The 18,255-nt window shown below is 59.3% G+C and carries 16 protein-coding genes; 11 read left to right on the forward strand and 5 right to left on the reverse strand.

Annotated elements, in window-relative coordinates:
- Nucleotides 1–84: 84 nt before the first annotated feature.
- On the reverse strand, nucleotides 85–567 hold the full coding sequence (locus LAP85_08595; protein MBZ5496448.1) for an adenosine-specific kinase: 483 nt from the start codon (nucleotides 565–567) through the stop codon (nucleotides 85–87).
- A 235-nt stretch (nucleotides 568–802) separates the two neighbouring features.
- Here LAP85_08595 and glmS point away from each other — a divergent pair, with 235 nt between their 5' ends.
- Nucleotides 803–2,656, forward strand: a complete 1,854-nt coding sequence (gene glmS / locus LAP85_08600) for a glutamine--fructose-6-phosphate transaminase (isomerizing) (protein MBZ5496449.1) — start codon at nucleotides 803–805, stop codon at nucleotides 2,654–2,656.
- Nucleotides 2,657–2,719: 63 nt separating this feature from the next.
- On the opposite strand, the gene LAP85_08605 is transcribed toward glmS, so the two are convergent.
- The 3 genes from LAP85_08605 to LAP85_08615 all read right to left on the reverse strand — a co-directional run bounded on the left by LAP85_08605 (nucleotide 2,720) and on the right by LAP85_08615 (nucleotide 5,148).
- Nucleotides 2,720–3,487, reverse strand: a complete 768-nt coding sequence (locus LAP85_08605) for an ABC transporter permease (GenBank protein ID MBZ5496450.1) — start codon at nucleotides 3,485–3,487, stop codon at nucleotides 2,720–2,722.
- Nucleotides 3,484–4,413, reverse strand: a complete 930-nt coding sequence (locus LAP85_08610; GenBank protein MBZ5496451.1) for an ATP-binding cassette domain-containing protein — start codon at nucleotides 4,411–4,413, stop codon at nucleotides 3,484–3,486. The genes LAP85_08605 and LAP85_08610 overlap by 4 nt, the downstream gene beginning before the upstream one ends.
- Nucleotides 4,414–4,530: 117 nt before the next feature.
- A complete protein-coding gene (locus LAP85_08615) occupies nucleotides 4,531–5,148 on the reverse strand; it encodes a PadR family transcriptional regulator (GenBank protein ID MBZ5496452.1) in 618 nt (205 codons plus the stop codon).
- Nucleotides 5,149–5,376: 228 nt separating this feature from the next.
- Between LAP85_08615 and LAP85_08620 the strand changes: the two genes are divergently transcribed.
- From LAP85_08620 to LAP85_08665, 10 genes are all read left to right on the forward strand, one after another.
- Nucleotides 5,377–6,588, forward strand: coding sequence for an aldo/keto reductase (locus tag LAP85_08620; GenBank protein ID MBZ5496453.1), 1,212 nt, complete (start codon nucleotides 5,377–5,379; stop codon nucleotides 6,586–6,588).
- The gene (locus LAP85_08625; protein MBZ5496454.1) at nucleotides 6,585–7,373 is read left to right on the forward strand and encodes an outer membrane lipoprotein-sorting protein; all 789 of its coding nucleotides are present in this window, start codon (nucleotides 6,585–6,587) and stop codon (nucleotides 7,371–7,373) included. The genes LAP85_08620 and LAP85_08625 overlap by 4 nt, the downstream gene beginning before the upstream one ends.
- A gap of 251 nt (nucleotides 7,374–7,624) precedes the next feature.
- A complete protein-coding gene (locus LAP85_08630) occupies nucleotides 7,625–9,184 on the forward strand; it encodes a tetratricopeptide repeat protein (GenBank protein MBZ5496455.1) in 1,560 nt (519 codons plus the stop codon).
- Nucleotides 9,185–9,398: 214 nt separating this feature from the next.
- Nucleotides 9,399–10,445 (forward strand): hydroxymethylglutaryl-CoA synthase, encoded by a 1,047-nt coding sequence (locus LAP85_08635; protein ID MBZ5496456.1) that lies wholly within the window; start codon nucleotides 9,399–9,401, stop codon nucleotides 10,443–10,445.
- Nucleotides 10,446–10,458: 13 nt separating this feature from the next.
- Nucleotides 10,459–11,619 (forward strand): thiolase domain-containing protein, encoded by a 1,161-nt coding sequence (locus tag LAP85_08640; GenBank protein ID MBZ5496457.1) that lies wholly within the window; start codon nucleotides 10,459–10,461, stop codon nucleotides 11,617–11,619.
- A 171-nt stretch (nucleotides 11,620–11,790) separates the two neighbouring features.
- Nucleotides 11,791–12,183 (forward strand): Zn-ribbon domain-containing OB-fold protein, encoded by a 393-nt coding sequence (locus LAP85_08645; GenBank protein MBZ5496458.1) that lies wholly within the window; start codon nucleotides 11,791–11,793, stop codon nucleotides 12,181–12,183.
- Nucleotides 12,184–12,333: 150 nt separating this feature from the next.
- On the forward strand, nucleotides 12,334–13,941 hold the full coding sequence (locus LAP85_08650; protein MBZ5496459.1) for a methylcrotonoyl-CoA carboxylase: 1,608 nt from the start codon (nucleotides 12,334–12,336) through the stop codon (nucleotides 13,939–13,941).
- 83 nt (nucleotides 13,942–14,024) lie between these two features.
- Nucleotides 14,025–15,524 carry an acetyl-CoA carboxylase biotin carboxylase subunit gene (accC, locus tag LAP85_08655; protein ID MBZ5496460.1) on the forward strand — a complete coding sequence of 500 codons (1,500 nt, stop codon included), beginning with the start codon at nucleotides 14,025–14,027 and terminating at the stop codon, nucleotides 15,522–15,524.
- Between the two features lies 1 nt (nucleotide 15,525).
- Nucleotides 15,526–16,041, forward strand: coding sequence for a biotin/lipoyl-binding protein (locus LAP85_08660; protein ID MBZ5496461.1), 516 nt, complete (start codon nucleotides 15,526–15,528; stop codon nucleotides 16,039–16,041).
- Nucleotides 16,042–16,184: 143 nt separating this feature from the next.
- Nucleotides 16,185–17,342 carry an acyl-CoA dehydrogenase gene (locus tag LAP85_08665; protein MBZ5496462.1) on the forward strand — a complete coding sequence of 386 codons (1,158 nt, stop codon included), beginning with the start codon at nucleotides 16,185–16,187 and terminating at the stop codon, nucleotides 17,340–17,342.
- A gap of 76 nt (nucleotides 17,343–17,418) precedes the next feature.
- On the opposite strand, the gene LAP85_08670 is transcribed toward LAP85_08665, so the two are convergent.
- Nucleotides 17,419–18,195, reverse strand: coding sequence for an enoyl-CoA hydratase/isomerase family protein (locus LAP85_08670; GenBank protein ID MBZ5496463.1), 777 nt, complete (start codon nucleotides 18,193–18,195; stop codon nucleotides 17,419–17,421).
- Nucleotides 18,196–18,255 lie beyond the last annotated feature (60 nt).

The following is an 18,255-nucleotide window of genomic DNA, read 5'->3' on the forward strand; positions in this document are numbered from 1 at the left end:
GACATCCCGCTTATCATCCAGATTGCTGTTGCTGCCTATCCTCCAACTCCCGGTCGAAAGGCAAACATTAAGGTGCGTCATCAACTATCTTTTATATCCGATCCGGCGGAGAAACTCCCTGCGATTTCTGATATCCGTTTCCATCTCAACCCCTTTGGGTGGGGCACCGTCAATAACTCCCAGAATGCCGCGGCCCTGGGATGTTTCCACAATGATCGCCTGCAGCGGATTGGCCGTGGCACAATATATAGTGCAGACTTCGGGGCACGATTTCACGGCATTCAGGATATTTATGGGGAAGGCGTCCTTCAGGAGAATCACAAAAGTGTGTCCGGCTCCGAGCAGCATGGCGTTCTCCGCCGCAAGGTTCTTGAGCGCCTCATCATTGCCCTCAACCCGGACCAGACACGGACCGGAGGCTTCACAGAAGGCGACTCCGAATTTGGCGTGCGGACAGCCCGTGGTAATGATTTCGTAAAGATCCTCGGTCGTCTTGATAAAATGTGTCTGGCCCAGGATGATGTTGCTGCCGTCCGGAACGGATAGTTGGACAATCTTCAGATCCATGGTATTCACCCTAATGGCTCGTTTCAGTGAAACCGATTGATTTAATGTGGTTCAAAGCGTCGGAGGCAGGAGTGGTAACGGGGTCGCACCTCCGACGAATTGCATTTCTCATCTCCCGCTGCTGCGGGATCTTCCGGGCAACGCCCATGGTTGGCCGATCACAATAACTGTTCGCCCGGGATTCTAGCACGCATCTTCGGCGGCAGAGAACCTCAATTGATGGAGCTTGACTGTTATGTGCGGCATTGTTGGCTATATTGGGCCTAAACCACCCGTACCGGTTCTCCTGCAGGGCTTGCGCAAGCTCGAGTACCGCGGATATGACTCCGCCGGGCTCGCCGTCGTTTCCGGCGATGTCGTGCAGATCCGCCGATCCACCGGGAAGCTCAACAACCTCATCCAGTCCATCAATGGCACTTCGTTGCAGGGAGAATACGGCATCGGGCACACCCGGTGGGCGACCCACGGGCGACCCACCGAGGAAAATGCCCATCCCCATCGGGATTGTTCCGGGAAAATAGTAGTGGTCCACAACGGCATCATCGAGAACTACCTGGACTTGAAGGCAAGGTTGCATCAGGCGGGCCACCGATTCGTCACCGAGACCGACACGGAAGTCATCGCACATCTGATCGAATCCCTGATGCCCGGGCACTCACTTCCGGAGGCGGTGCGCACAGCGGCCTTACAATTGCGCGGCAGCTTCGCCATCTGCGTGCTTTCGGCCGACAGCCCCAAAATGATCGTGGCAGCGCGCAACGGTCCTCCGCTGGCCCTCGGTTTGGGCGACGGAGAACAGCTGGTGGCTTCCGACGTGCCGGCGCTGCTCGATCACACCCAGATGGTGTATTTCCTGGGTGACGGGGAAATGGCTACGCTGAAAGCCGAGGGAGTGCGGGTCGAAAACTTCATGGGTGAGACCGTTCCGTTCACGCCCCAGCGAATCACCTGGACCCCGGCGATGGCAGAGAAGGGCGGTTACCGGCACTTCATGCTCAAGGAGATTCACGAGCAGCCGCGCGGAATCAAGGACACCATCGCAGGACGCGTCTCGCTCGACTCCGGGCGCGTGTTTCTCGATGAGACTAACCTGTCGGAAGAGGTTTTTGCGGGCATCGACCGTATTCACATCGTGGCTTGCGGCACCTCCTGGCACGCCGGACTGGTCGGCAAATATCTCCTGGAGGAGATGGCCCGCATCCCCGTGGAAGTGGACTACGGATCGGAATTCCGTTATCGGGATCCGATCCTGGACCAACGATCCCTTGTGGTCGCCATCAGCCAGTCGGGCGAAACCGCGGATACGCTCGCGGCTGTGCGTGAAGCAAAAGCCAAGGGCGCCCGGGTGCTGGCAATCTGCAACGTGGTCGGCAGCATGCTCTCCAGGGAAAGCGATGGCACGTTATACACGCGCAGCGGTCCCGAGATCGGCGTCGCCTCGACCAAGGCCTTCACTGCTCAGCTCGCCGTGCTTTTCCTCCTGGCGCTGCATCTGGCACAGCTGCGCAAGAAGGTGACAGCCGAGCAGACCTCGGTCCTGCTCGCCGACCTCATGCGCACCCCCCACTGCATCGAGCAACTCCTGGCGCGCGACGCCCAGTACGAGAAACTCGCCTCCATCCTGTTCCGGCGCTACAACTTCCTCTACCTGGGGCGCGGCATCCACTTTCCCATAGCCCTCGAAGGCGCTTTGAAGCTCAAGGAAATATCTTATATCCACGCGGAAGGCTATCCCGCCGGTGAAATGAAGCACGGCCCGAACGCCTTGATCGACGGGGATCTCCCGGTTGTGGCTCTGGCAGCGAAGGATGCCTCAAATCCCAAGTCGCTGCTGCGCTATGAGAAGATGCTGAGCAATATCCAGGAAGTGCGGGCGCGCGACGGCATCGTGATCATCGTCGCCACCGAGGGGGACGAGCACGTCGCCCAGTTTTCGGACCACATCATCCACGTACCCGCGCTGTCAGATTATCTGATTCCCCTGCTGCTCGTGATCCCGCTGCAGCTGCTCGCATATCATGTCGCAGTGTTGCGCGGTTGCGATGTCGATCAGCCCCGCAACCTTGCCAAGAGTGTCACGGTGGAGTAGGCGGCCACCCAACTCACCAGAGCATTCCTGTTCGTGTTTTTCACGGGTTTCACGGCTTGTTCCTCAGCTCACTGCTTTCTTGCGGAACTGGCGCAGGCCGAAAAAGAGAAACGCGAAATCGAAAACGGCCAAAGCGATCAGGACCAGGGAGACCGACAGGTGCGGATACTGTGGAACAAGAGCGCTCCGCAAGCCTTCGCTGGCATAGACCACCGGGTTCACCAGCACCGCCCACTGCAACACCGGGAACGCGTCGAGTGTGCGCCACGGATAGTAGGTGCATCCGAAAAAAATCATCGGCGCGAGCACCATGCTGAACATCAGGCCGATCTGCGTCTGCCCCACGCTGCAGCCCAGCGTCAGGCCGACCGCCGCCGCCAGGCATGACACCAGCAGGGCAATCACCGTAAAGAGCAGGAGATGGTCGACGCTTACCGCGACGCGCCCCATCACCAGCCATGCTGCGGGCAGCACGACCAGCCCGGCCGCCAGCGCCTGGATCATCCCGGCCAGGACCTTCTCAACGGCCAGCCACTCGATTTCCATCGGCGCCAGCAGCCGGTCTTCGATCTCACGGCTGAATTGGAACTCGGCCACCAGGGGCATGGCCACGGCCATGATACCCGACATGACCATGCTGATGGCAATGATCCCCGGCAGCAGCAGCACCTTGTACTGCCCGGACATCAGGCCGCTCGTCGTCATCACACGTCCGAAGATAAAGACGAAAAACATCGGCTGCAGCAACGTCTGGACGAGGATCGTCACGAAGTTGCGGCGCGCGACGTGTGCGTCGCGCGCCAGCATGGCCAGAAAGGTTTTTGGATTCATTCGCGCAGGCTCCTTCCCGTGTGATGCAGAAACAGATTCTCGAGGCTTGGCTCCGAGATGTGTACGTCGCGGATGCCGACGCGCGCCTCCGTTGCGAGGCTTGCCACTTCGGGGACAAGCGAGCCGCCGCGGTCCGCGTAGATGTAGACAGTGCCGTCGCCGCGGGGCCGAACTTCCGTGACGCCCTCCAGCCGCTCGAGCCCCTGCAGGAGCTCCGGCGTCGGCGCGTCAAACTGCAGCTGCAGCAGAAAGCCCCCCGGCACAGATTGCTTAAGTTCCTGGGGCGTGCCCAGGGCAATGATTTTGCCGTGATCCACAATGGCCACGCGCCGGCACAGCGCGTCCGCCTCCTCCATATTGTGGGTCGTGAGCAGGATGGTCTTGCCGCGCGCATGATACTCGCGGATGATGTCCCAAAGCAGCAGCCGTGTCTGCGGATCCAGGCCCGCGCTCGGCTCATCCAGAAACAGGACTTCCGGGTCATGCATCATGGCCCGGGCAATCGAGAGCCGCTGCAGCATTCCGCCGGAAAAGCCGAGCAGCATCTCATTGGCCCGCTCGGTCAGCTTGAACCGGTCGAGCAACTCGGCGGCGCGCCGCGTGCGCTGCGCCGGGGGAACCTGAAAGTAGGCCCCGTGAAAGACGAGGATTTCCCGGGCGGTCAAACTGAAATCGAGATTCGGCCGCTGCGGCACCACGCCAATCAAGCGCTTGACCTGCACCAGTTCCTGCCACACGTTGTGGGCGCCGATCCAGGCCGTGCCGTCTGTGGGACGGACCCGGGTGGTGAGAATGCCCACGGTCGTGGTCTTGCCGGCGCCATTGGGCCCGAGCAGCCCGAAAATTTCGCCGGCGCCGACTTCGAGTGAGATCCCGTCCAGCGCCACAACCCGAATTGCCTGCTTCTTGCGCCGGAACCCGCCCATGCTGTGGGCGGCGCCCCGCATCCCGGCAGCGGCCAGCGGGGGCGCAGAGGTGTAGATTTTCTTGAGATTTTCCATGCGAATACTGACGGACATTCAATCCTCCCCGACCGTTCGCAATCAATCATTCAACTCTTCCAGCTCGCGGCGCGCCTGCTCGAGAATTTCCCGGATCCGCTCCCGGCGAACCGGGTCTTCGGCGGCGTGCGTAACAGCCCGGAATGTGGCCTTCATGAGGGCACCCAGGGGGACAGCGATGAGCGCGGCTTCAGGCCCCATCCATTGGGACCAATCCTCCCAGCGCGCCGCCCGGTTCCAGATGCCGCGCACGGTATCGCTTTCCCGCTCGAGCTCGGCCTTCCCGGCGTCGGTAAGCCGATATACCCGCTTGCCCGCCTGGGGCTCTGAGACAATCAGGCCTTCGTCCTCGAGCAATTGAAGCGTCGGGTAGACCGTCCCGGCACTCGCGCGGTAGAGACCGCCGGAACGCGCCTCCAGCTCCTTGATCAGCTCGTATCCATGCTTGGGTCCCTCATTCAGGAGCGAAAGAATCGCGAGTCGGACTTCGCCCGTCTCGAAAAACCTGCCGCGTTGACCCCAGGGGCCAAATGAACTCCACCGTCCCTTGTAAAATCCCCAACCATGAACTCGCATAATATTCACCTCGTCATCTAACGCTATATCTGGCGATAGTATCGTACGATATATCGAATCAGTCAACTGCCTTGCCTGCCACATTGTTGCTGGAGTTCGGCAGCCTGCCGACGACCATAGTTCCCGCACCCCACTGAATGAATCAAGGCACAGGCGAGCTTGCGTATTCCACGGAGATCGCTGCAATTTCGTTGCGGCATTGCCGAAAGTTCGTGATAGGCTACCGGACCACGTATCGCGGATTGTTTGTCGAGATGAAAACGTGTCTTGACACTCCCAGAGCATCGGCATCACTCAGGTGGGGTGAACCTCATGAGGAAACTCTCGCGACGCCAGTTTTTCCACAGTTCAACTGCGCTCGCCGCCGGCGCCGCCATTCCCCGTAATTCGGGGATGATCGCCCTTCAGCCGGCAGCCGGACCCAAGATCAGGCGACTCAAGCCATTCGGCAAGACCGGATGGAAAGTAAGTGACATCTCCGGGGGGTCGGGCCAGACCGAGCCGGCAATCATAGACTATATTTTCGAATGCGGGGTCAACCTGATCGATACGGGCGCTCAATATCAGGGGCATGAGGAGATCGTCGGCAAGGCTTTGCCCAAGTGGCGAGACAAAATCTTCGTCGTAGACAAATGGGATCCACCGCTGGTGACAGCGTCCGTTTCCAAGAGTGCGCTGTTGGAGGCGCTCGACGTCTCGCTGAGGAAGCTCAACACGAAATACATCGACTGCATGATGATTCATTCTATCGGCCACCCCAGGTACGGCGGCATCGAGCGCATTCAAAACCCGGCGATCTACGAGGCGTGGGATGAGGCCAAGAAGCAGGGAAAGATTCGCTTCACGGGCGCTTCCGGCCACAGCGTCAACGTGCTTCGGGAAATGGAGTGGGGCATCGACAACAACCGGTTCGATGTGATCCTGGTCGGGGCCAACTTCCTGACGCACGGCGTCGAACCTCTGCTCAGGAAGGCCCGGGCCCGGGGCGTTGCGACCATAGCCATGAAAACCATGACGATTTACCAGTCGGATCTGAACATCCGGGCGCTGCAGAATAAAAACACCAGCGCCCGCCAGGCGGTCCTCAAGTGGATCCTGGCATCGGATTTGTTCGACACCATGGTGGTCAGAATGCCCAACTTCGACCTGGCCACGGAATATCTCGCGGTCTCGGGCACCACAAAACTGACGCGGGAAGACCAGGACCACCTGGAGGTTCTGGAGGCAGCCATCAGCACGAAGTATTGCCGGCCCGGCTGCAACGGCTGTTATGGATCCTGCCCGCAGGGAGTGCCGATCTGGGACATCTTGCGCTACAAGATGTACTTCGAGAACTATGGCGACCAGAAATATGCGATGGCGAAATACAGGCAAGTCCCCGTCGCTCGGACTGCGGCTGCATGCCGCGGGTGCAATGCGCCCTGCGAGAATGCCTGCAGGTACCATTTGCCCGTGCGCGAGCGCCTGCTCGAGGCACATGCTCAACTCACGTTTACCGAACCCGGATCTGAGGAGCGGTCATGAAAACCGGAGCCATCGTCAAGCCATTGCCCGCACTGCTGCTGTGCCTCACTCTCCTCGGAGGCTTCAAATATGAGATGTCGCCGAAGGACATCGTCAGCCGCTCCGTGCAAGCCCACGGCGGTGACAAGCTCACCAGCTGGAAAAGCATGACCATCAAGGGAACCGTCGACATGTCCGACGGCATCACATTCCGGGCAGCGTACCGGGTGTTTGCCAAGGCACCGGGAAAGCTCCGCGTCGAAAAGGACATGACGGTGGTCCGGGGTGGTCGCTATTTCTACGAGTACTTCCTGAATAACGGAACGGCCTGGAGCCGGAGGAACCTTGTTCCTGAGCGCAGCAACCTCGAGGAAATGAAGCGATGGATGAATCAGTGCTACGGCATCGCACACTATGCCGACAAGGCCGAATCGCTGGTGCGCAAGGAAGACGCTGTTGTCGAATGGAGGGAAAAAACCGATCTGCAATCGAACGAGTACAAGGTGGTCGCCACCAGGCCTGCGTACGTCATCGCCGCACTCATAGGCAGAGAAACCACCGACCTCTATATTGACAAGGAGAGTTTCTATTTCTTGCAGGAGGTTGCGGGCAGGTCGAAGCGCGTCTTCTGGGACTTCAAGAAATTCGGCGACGTCACGATGCCGACCCGGCTCCTGGAGATTGTCGCCGGGTCGCAAAGAGAGCAAATCACACCGTTCACTTACGAGAGCGTGAAATTCAACATCCCGATCGAAGACTGGCTGTTCACCGAAGACATGCCCAAGACCGGCACCATCGGGAAATAAGGAAAGGACGACAAGACACATTCCCGGTCCGATCCCAAGTCCGTAAGCATCCCTCCCCGCCATCCGGCAACACTTCACAGGTACACCAAACTGGAATCATTAGGATTCTCCAATTACTTGTGATATCTTGCCGCCACATTCGAACACAACTCAGGTCAAGCGGCCGCACCGCGCCATGGCGCTCAAAGAGTACCTGGTGACGCAGTTGCTCCAGGCTCATGCCCTAGTGTAGACAGGACGGAGGCTGCCCGATGGTCACGAAAACACAGCCTGTCTGGCTTGCACTTCTCTTATGTTTGATGTCGCCATTTGCAGCTCTCGGAGCCCAGAGCTACCTGGAGCACCCGTCCGCGGAGAGTTTTTTCAACAGGGGAAATCTGTATCTTGCGAAGGATAGCCTGAAAGAGGCAATCCGCGAATATAGCAGGGCGATCGAGATCAAGCCCAATTTGGCGGAGGCCTACGTAAACCGCGGCATCGCACGTCAGCGCCAGGGCGACCCGGATGGCGCCCTGGCGGATTTCAGCCGGGCCATCGAAATCAAGCCCCAGCTCGCCGGAGCCTACAACTGCAGCGGCGGCGTGCGCTTTTCCCAGGGGAAAATCGATGAAGCAATCCGCGATTTCAGCACGGCAATCCGCATCGATCCATCTCTGGCAGAAGCCTTCTACAACCGCGGCAAGGCTCGATATGCCGACAAGAACTTCACCGCCGCAATAGCGGATTTCGATCTTGCCATCGCCAGGTTCCCCAAGTTCTACTCTGATTCGTTCTCCCTTGCCGTCAAGAACTCCAATCTGGCCGCGGCATATAACAGTCGCGGCCTGGCCCGGCATGCTCTATCGGACTTTGACGGCGCGGTCGCCGACTATGGGCGCGCCCTGGAAATCAATCCGCGTCTGGCAGCGGCTTACATAAATCGGGGCAATGCCGTCAAAGCCAAAGGGGACCGCGAGGGTGCGATCAGGGACTACACGAAGGCGCTGGCAATCAACCCGAACTCAACCGAGGCCTACTACAATCGCGGCCTCACGCGAAAGAACCAAGGGGATCTCGATGGCGCTCTGAATGATCTCAGCAGGGCCATCGAGATCAGCTCCAGCCTCGCCGATGCCTACAACGTTCGCGGTGAAATCCGCCTGATCAGGAGCGATTTTGCGGGTGCGATCGCTGATCTTGACCGGGTCATTGAGAGCAATCCCCGTCTGGCGAGTGCTTACAACAATCGCGGAGCCGCCCGCCGGCACATTCGGGATTTCGACGCCGCCATCGCCGACTTCACCAAGGCCATGGAGCTGCGTCCCGATATCGCGGCATATTGCCGGAATCGGGGCAGGGTGCAATCTGAGGTCGGGGACCTGGATGCCGCGCTTGCCGATCTTACCAGTGCGATCCAGATTGACCCTGGAGAGGCGGGAGCCTACTCCGATAGAGGATCGATCTGGGCGTCCAGAGGCGAGCCGGATAAAGCCATCGCCGACTACAATCAAGCCATCGAAATCGACCCCAAATGCGCCAATGCCTATGCCGGGCGCGGCCGCGTGCACGAGCGGAGAGACAACCTGGAAGCAGCCATTGCCGACTTCGACAAAGCGATCGAGCTTCAGCCGAATGACACTCCTTCCTACCTGTGCCGCGGCCTGGTACAACTCATGCAAAACAGAGACGCTGAGGCTGAGCGTGACTTTGCCCGATGTCTTTTGCTGGCGCCCGAGTTGAGGCCCTACATCGAGAGCCGCATCGCCGCAGTTAAAGCGCAACGCCAGGCGCAGCAAGCCAACCGCCGGTTCCTGTCTGAAAGGCCGTGGTAAAACCACGGTATCTGTGCGTCCCGATTCGTTCCAGGCAAATTGGATTTGGAAACACTCGTCCTGACGCGGATTGAATCAGTGTCCCGGCAAAGCGCAGATGCTCCCTCAGATCAGGAGAAAGCCATAATGCCCTTGTGTTACGCAAAACGAACTGGTTAAATGAAAACCGGTTTGAGTTCTCTCTTCTTGCTCAGTCTTCAGAGGAGGATCACTAATGGCCGGTATTATCGGCTACGGAGCCTACATCCCTCGCAACAGAATCAAAGTCGAAGAGATTGCCAAGATCTGGGGGGCGGACGCACCCAGTTACAAGCGCGGTCTTGGCCTGGAGGAAAAATCAGTGCCCGGCCCGGATCAGGACACGATCACAATGTCCGTGGAGGCCGCCAGGAAAGCCATCAGGCGCGCGGGAATCAATCCGAAGGATCTCGGTGCGGTCTACGTCGGCTCCGAGTCCCATCCTTACGCGGTCAAGCCCTCCGGAACAATCCTGGCCGAGGCGATCGGCGCCACCCCCGAGGTACATTCCGCCAGCTTTGAATTCGCCTGCAAGGCCGGGACCGAGGCCATGTTCGTGTGTCTGTGCCAGGTTGAATCGGGACGGATCAGGTATGGCATGGCCGTCGGGGCGGACACGTCTCAAGGGGCTCCGGGAGACGCTCTGGAGTATTCCACCGCTGCCGGCGCTGCGGCTTTCATCTTCGGCAGGGAAAACGTCGTCGCGGAAGTGAACGAGACATACTCCTTCATGACGGACACTCCGGATTTCTGGCGCCGGGAATATGAGCACTACCCACGGCACGCCGGCCGCTTCACAGGGGAGCCGGCCTACTTCAAGCACGTTCTCGGCGCAGCCCGCGGCATCATGGCGAAGGCGGGGATGACCCCCAAGGACTTCACCTACGTCGTCTTCCACCAGCCCAACGGCAAGTTCCCTCTGAGGGCCGGCAAGGAGTTGGGTTTCACCAAAGAACAGATCGAAACCGGGCGGCTGGTGCCCAAGCTGGGAAACACTTACTCCGGCTCGTCTCCAATGGGGCTCACGGCGATCCTGGATGTGGCCGGGCCTGGGGACAAAATCCTGATGGTCTCCTATGGGTCGGGCGCGGGCAGCGACGGTTTCATTTATACGGTGACCGACCTCATCGAGGAGGTCCGTGACAAGGCCGTGAAAACCCGGGAAATGCTCGACAACAATAAGGTCTATATCGACTACGGGACCTATGCCAAATACCGCGGCAAGATCCGGAAGGCGGAGTAAGGAGAAGCTCGCAATGAGAGAAGTAGCAGTACTGGGAGTCGGCTTGAACAAGAGGTGGGGCGAGCTCTGGGAGATGTCACTGCGTGACATCTTTGTGGAAGCCGCGCTGAACGCTCTGGACGATGCGGCCCTGGACCACTTCGATTCGATGTACGTCGGCTGCATGTCCGGCGGGCTGTTCGTAGGGCAGGAACACCTGGGCTGCCTGCTGGCCGACTACCTGGGGATGAACCCGGTCCCGGCCACGCGCGTGGAATCCGCCTGCTCTTCGGGTGGCGCTGCGTTCCGGCAGGGATTCATCGAAGTGGCGTCAGGAGTGAGCGACCTGGTCCTCGTGGCCGGCGTCGAAAAGATGACCGATGTGAACGGGGATGAAGCGACCTATGCGCTGTCCGCAGCCGCGGACATGGAATACGAGGCATATCAAGGGATCACCTTCCCGGGGCTCTACGCCCTGATGGCCCAGGCGCATATGTGCCGCTATGGCACCACGCGCGAACAATTGGCCCATGTAGCCGTGAAGAACCACAAGCACGGGTCAATGAATGCCGTAGCGCAATATCGGTACGAAATCAGTCTCGCGGATGTGATGGGGTCTGTGCTGGTGGCGGATCCGTTGCGCATCCTGGATTGCTCGCCCATCACGGATGGGGCGGCTGCCGTCGTGCTTTGTCCTCTGGAAATGGCGCGAAAAATATCCAAAAAGCCCGTGGTGAAGGTGCTGGCGTCGGCCCAGGCATCGAGCACGATCGCCCTGCACTCCCGCAAGGATCTGACCTGGTTGGAATCGACCGCAAAGGCTGCCGAGAGCGCCTACCGCATGGCCGGCATAGGCCAAAAAAATCTGGACGTGGTCGAAGTCCATGACTGCTTCACGATTGCAGAGATCATGGTGCTCGAGGCTCTGTGCCTGGTGGAGCGAGGCAAGGGCGGCCAGGCGGCGGAGAGTGGCTTAACCGCCCTCGGAGGCAAAATCCCGGTCAACACCAGCGGAGGACTGAAATCCAAAGGCCATCCTGTGGGCGCCACCGGAGTGGCCCAGGTAGTTGAAATCGCCACACAGCTGCGGGGCGGCGCCGGCGCCCGTCAGGTAAAAGGGGCCAGGATCGGCCTGACGCAAAACATGGGAGGCACCGGCGGCAGCAGCGTGGTGCACATCTTCGAGGCCGTTTAGCGTATTCCGGTTCGAGAATGACAAGAAAATATCAAGCCACGAAACACACGAAATGCCTGGGGAGGTTTTTCGCGTTCCTCGTGGTTTTTGAACCGGGTTCACGGGCCATTCTGAGATCGTCTCGGCGGCGGGAACCCGTTTCTTAAGCTTTTGACGGGAGGTTTGTAGGCCATGCCCAATCCTGCGAGGTATTGGAGAGAAATCCCTCAGCGCTATCGCCTCGAAGCCGGGAAGTGCACATCCTGCGGCGAGGTTTTTTTCCCGCCGCGCCTCATCTGCACCAAGTGCCGATGCCGCCGGTTCGAGACCGTAAAGCTCCATGACGAGGGTCATCTCGTGACCTACACCGTTATCCGGGTCGGACCGTCTCAGTTCGCGGATCAGACACCTTATGCTGTGGGCATCGTGGAGCTGGACGGCGGGGTTCGCATCACGATCCAGATTGTGGATTGTGAATTTGACAAACTGGTAATGGGGCAGCGAATGCGCATCGAGTTTCGCAGGCTCCAGAAACAGGGTGACGCAGGCATCCTGTGCTACGGCTACAAGTGTGTGCCGGCCTAGAAATGAGAGATAAACGGTTGTGCAGCCGGATCGTGGCTCTGCGTGGCAGGGCGGTCCTGGCCACGCGGTGGCTGCCGCGCGCCAGGCACGCAGTGGATCCGCACGGTATTGCGGCCTGGGCAACGCATTCCCAGATTCCCGGCCCTTCCTATGTTTCGAATAGAATCTAAGATTAACCCCCGGTCCAAGGAGTTCCAAGAGAACGCGGCAGCCCTGAAGGCTCAGGTGGAGGAATTCAAACAGCGCCTCGCTGAGGTGAAGAAAGGAGGCCCTCCCGCCGCCCTCGAGAAGCACAAAGCGCGGGGAAAACTGAGCGCCCGCGAGCGCCTCGATCTGCTCTTCGACCGCAACACCCCGTTCCTGGAATTCAGTCCCCTGGCAGCCTACGGGATGTATAACAACGAAGCTCCCGGTGCCGGAATCATCACTGGTGTCGGGGTGGTGCACGGCAAGGAAGTCCTGGTCGTGGCCAACGATGCCACGGTCAAAGGCGGGACTTATTTCCCGGAGACCATCAAGAAGCATGTCCGTGCCCAGGAAATCGCACTGGAAAACCGCCTGCCCTGCGTTTATCTCGTGGATTCGGGCGGCATCTTCCTCCCACTTCACACCGGGACATTTCCGGACAAGGACCACTTCGGCCGGATTTTTTACAACCAGGCTCGCCTGTCGGCTCTGGCCATCCCCCAGATTTCGGCGGTCATGGGCTCCTGCACTGCCGGAGGAGCCTACGTGCCCGCCATGAGCGACGAAACTGTGATCGTCAAAGGGCAGGGCACGATCTTCATTGGCGGTCCGCCTCTGGTCAAGGCCGCAACCGGTGTCGATGTCACGCCCGAGGAACTCGGCGGGGCGGATGTGCACTGCCGCATCTCCGGCGTGTCCGACCACTACGCCCTCAATGACCAGCACGCCATCGAAATCACCCGCAACATCATCGAGAATCTTCCAGTGCCTCAAAAATTCCCTGTCGACATCGCCGACCCCATGGAGCCGGCATATGATCCGAAAGAGCTCTACGGAGTAATCCCCAGAGACCTCAGGAAGACCTTCGACATGCGCGAGGTGATCGCCCGCATTGTGGACGGCAGTTGTTTCCACGAGTTCAAGGAACTCTATGGACCCACTCTGGTCTGCGGCTACGCTCGTCTCATGGGCTACTCCGTCGGCATTGTGGCCAACAACGGCGTTCTCTTCTCGGAGAGTTCACTGAAAGGCGCGCACTTCATTTCGATGTGTGCCGTGCGCAAGATTCCTCTTCTCTTCCTGCAGAACATCACCGGATTTATCGTCGGCCGGCAGTATGAACACGGAGGCATCGCCAGGGACGGCGCCAAGATGGTTCACGCCGTCGCCAACGCCCAGGTGCCCCGGTTCACCGTCATCGTCGGCGGGTCTTACGGTGCCGGCAACTATGCGATGTGCGGGCGCGGTTATTCACCGCGCCTCCTCTGGATGTGGCCGAATGCCAGAATCGCGGTCATGGGCGGGGAGCAGGCAGCCTCTGTGCTCCTGCAGGTGAAAGTTGAAAGCCTCAAGGCCAAGGGACAGAACATGAGCGAAGAAGAACAGGAGAAGTTCAAGGCCCCTATCCTGGCCAGGTACGAGGAGGAATCCAGTCCCTACTTCAGCGGTTCCCGGTTATGGGATGACGGCATCCTGGATCCCATCGACACCCGGACAGCTGTTGGCTTGGGCATCTCCATGGCCCTGAACGCCCCCATACCCGAGCATCAATTCGGCGTGTTTCGAATGTAGCATGAAAAGGAAAGCACGGAACGCAGGGAAGACGCGAAATCAGATTCGTGTCTACCGAGCATTTCGTGGTTTCTGAGGATGAGATGTTCAAGAAGATCCTGGTAGCCAATCGTGGAGAAATCGCCCTGCGCGTGATCCGTGCCTGCCGGGAAATGGGGATTGCTACGGTCGCCGTCTATTCCACAGTGGATCGAGGGGCGCGTCACGTGCAGATGGCGGATGAAGCGATATGCATCGGCCCTCCACCACCGCTGGAGAGCTATCTGAACATCGATGCCATTTTGTCCGCGGCCCGACGCACAGGCACCGGTGCCATCCATCCCGGCTACGGCTTCCTGGCCGAGAATCCTCAATTCGCGAGGCGCTGCGAAGAGTCGGGCATCGTGTTCATCGGCCCGGATTCCAGGGCACTGGCGCTTGTGGGCGACAAGGTAGCTTCGCGCAACACTGCCTCCGGCATCAAAGTGCCCCTGATTCCAGGGATGATGACCTCCAGCAGGTCGCTGCGCGAGTTCGAGGAGACGGTCGACAGGATCGGTTACCCCGTGCTCATCAAGGCTTCCGGCGGCGGGGGGGGCAAGGGCATGCACATCGTCCGCGCGCCCAGGGAACTCAATTCCGCCATCGAAACCAGCCGGCGTGAGGCCCGCTCCGCTTTCGGGGACGACTCGGTTTACCTCGAGAAATACATCGAGCAGCCACGACATGTGGAGTTTCAGGTCCTGGCGGACCGGCACGGAGGGATCGTACATCTCTTCGAGCGGGAATGTTCCATCCAGCGCCGTTACCAGAAGATTCTCGAGGAGACCCCATCGGTCGCCCTCGATGACGACCTGCGCCAGCGGATGGGCGAGACTGCCGTGGCAATCATCCGGGCCACCAATTACACCAATGCCGGCACTGTGGAGTTTCTCCTGGATACAACCCGGAACTTCTATTTCCTCGAGGTCAATGCCCGCATCCAGGTGGAGCATCCAATCACGGAAATGGTCCTGGGAATAGACCTGGTCAAACAGCAGATACACATCGCCGACGGCGCCAGACTCCCCTTCGTGCAGAATGACCTGAGGCAGCGCGGCCATGCCATGGAATGCAGGATTTACGCCGAGGATCCTGAGCAGGGCTTCCTCCCCAGCCCGGGCCGGATCCTACTGGCAGAGGAGCCTGCCGGGCCCGACATTCGTTGCGATTCGGGCATCTACTCAGGGATCGAAGTAACTCCACATTACGACCCGATTCTTTCCAAGCTCATCGTCCGGGCTGAGGACCGGGAGTCCGCCCGGAGGCGGATGATTTCCGCTTTGAAGGACTACACCATCCTCGGGATTCCCACAACCATCGGATTTCTGGCCGATGTGCTCGCTCATCCAGAGTTCGTCGCCGGCAGGACCCATACCCACTTTATCGAGCAACATTTTTCAGGCTGGAAACAAGGCAACAGCAGCGGCGGCTCTCTGGACATCGCCCTGATCGCAGCGGCGCTGGCCGACTCCCAGGGCGGCGTTGCCGGTACAAGAAAACAGATGCTGAAAAAACCCACTCCCTGGCAGACCACAGGAAAGTGGACCATCGGCGGGACATAGCATGGACTACGAGTTTCTTGCAGACGGAACAACCCACAGAATCTCTTTGGAACACATCGAGGGGAAAGCCATCGCTACTCTGAGGGACGAACGGATCGAGGTGGATGTTCACTGGGTGTCCCCGCAGGCCGTTTCTCTGCTGGTAAACGGCAAGTCCTACCTGGCGCGTGTGGCCACTCGGGGAGAGAAGATCTTCGTTGCCGTCGGCGCAATCCATTTCTGCCTGGAACAGCCAAAACAGCAGAGCGCGCTGTCCCGTCTCAAAGAGGGTATGCCGGAAAAAGCCGAGGGAACGATCAAGGCTCCGATGCCCGGATTGGTGATCAAGGTGAATGTCACCGAGGGAGATGAGGTGGATCGCGGCGATGGCCTCGTCGTCGTCGAAGCCATGAAGATGGAGCACGAGATGCGCGCGGCGTTCCAGGCAACCGTCGAGAAGGTTTACGTCAAAGCAGGCCAGCAGGTGGACGCATTTCAGCCTCTGGTGGAACTGAAACCGGCAGCGAGCGGCGCATAGCGAGCAGTTTCCTGAATTTGCACGCCGCAGGATTGCGACGAAGTCCCGGAACGCGCACGCTTGCCGATGCACTCCGTAAACTCGGGCTCGTGTGTAAATAGGGTTTTCCTTCGAGGGGTTTATTGCGAGCGAAGGAGCCATGCATGTTTACCAATTTTGATTTGACCGAAGAACAAGCTCTCATCAAAAGTACCCTGAGGGATTTTGCCAGCGAGAAAATCGAACCTATTGCGGCCGAGCACGACGAGCAGCAGAAGTTTCCCGGAGATACAGTCCGGGAACTCGCCGGACTGGGGATCCTTGGGATTACAGTACCGGAAGAATACGGCGGCTCGGGCGGCGATGAATTGAGCTACATCCTCGCCGTCGAGGAACTCTCGCGCGTGGACGGTTCTCACGGGCTGACGCTCGCCGCACACACCTCACTCGGGGTGTACCCGGTATTGACCTACGGCACGGAGCAGCAGAAGAAGAAATACCTGCCTCCGCTGTGCGACGGCACGGGACTTGGCGCATTTGGCCTCACCGAACCCAACGCAGGATCCGACGCAAGCGGTACCCAGACGAAGGCTGTGCTCGAGGGCGACTGTTGGGTCATTAACGGACGCAAGCAGTTCATCACAAATGCGACCTACAGCCTCTCGCCGGTGATAACCGCAAAGACCGATAGGGAAATCAAGGGCGCCCACGGCATCAGCGCGTTCATTGTACCCATAAAAACTCCCGGATTCATTCTCGGGAAGAAAGAGAACAAACTCGGGCTCAGAGCCTCGGATACGCGTGAATTGATTTTTGAGGGCTGCAGAATTCCGAAGGAAAACCTGCTCGGGGAATTGGGCCAGGGATTTAAAATCTTCATGAACACCCTCGACGGCGGACGCATAAGCATAGCCGCGCTCGCATTGGGTCTTGCCCAAGGGGCCCTCGACAAGGTGATCCCATACGCGAAGGAGCGCCGTCAATTCGATCAGCCCATCGGCTCGTTTCAGTCGGTTTCCAACATGATTGCCGACATGGCGACCGAAATCGAAGCGGCACGGCACCTCACCTATCACGCGGCACGCCTCAAGGACGCAGGCAGGCCCCATGGCCACGAATCGTCCATGGCCAAACTGTATGCAAGTGAAGTCGCGATGCGCGCCACAACCAAGGCCATCCAGGTTTTCGGCGGCTATGGGTACACAAAGGATTACCCTGTAGAACGCTATTTCCGCGACGCCAAGCTCACCGAAATAGGCGAAGGAACCAGCGAGATCCAGCGCCTGGTGATCGCGCGCCATTTGTTGGGTAAGTTAAAGTAGTACCTCACTTCAGACGCGAATGATGAGGAGGAATGGCGCCGGCAGCACATGCCATTCGTCGCTCGTCATTTGCGTCTCACTCGTCTTTCCACTGCGGCTTGCGTTTTTCGACGAATGCGCTCATGCCCTCCCTGCTATCGGCGCATGACATCACCCTGGCCAGGGCCGACTCGAGATACGCGAGATCCTCCCGCAAGGTCCGGCCTTCGACGCGCAGGATTGCTTCCTTACCCAGGCGGAGGATGCTGCCGCTCGTATCGGCCAGTTTCCGAACCAGCTCACCGGCCTCTATTTCGAAGCGATCGCGAGGATACACATGATTGACGATTCCCAACTCCATGGCTGCTCCTGCCGCCATCCGTTCCCCGAGGAACAGCATCTCCGTTGCCTTCTTTCGCCCGACGTGGCCATAGAGAAGCGCGAGCACCATCATCGGGAACATCCCCACCTGAATCTCGGGTGTGGAGAAGTGGACGTCATCGCAGGCCAGCGCCAGGTCACAGGCAAGCAGGATGCCCATGCCCCCTGCCATGACATGCCCCCGGGCCAGTGCAATCGTGGGTTTGGGGCAGCGCAGGATTTCCATGAGCAGTTCGCGATAGTCGCTTCGGCTGAACGCGTCCCCTCCCAGCCCTTGGGGAAGCGATGATTTCAGGTCGGCTCCGGCGCAGAAAACCTTATCTCCGGCTCCCGTAAGAGTCACAACCCGAACCGCCCGGTTCCCGGCTGCCTGTCGGAACGCCTCCCCCAGCCCTTTAAGCACCGCCTGATTCAGTGCGTTCCTCTGATCAGGCCTGTGGATTGTGAGCGTGAGAATCCCTGATTCAAGCGCAGAACGCACTTCGTCAGTCATGGTTTACCTCCTCCTTCCAGGCTGCTTCGATTGGACCTGTGTGCTGCAGTCTCCGAGGTA

It is taken from the genome of Terriglobia bacterium (assembly GCA_020072565.1).
GTDB lineage: Bacteria > Acidobacteriota > UBA6911 > UBA6911 > UBA6911 > JAFNAG01.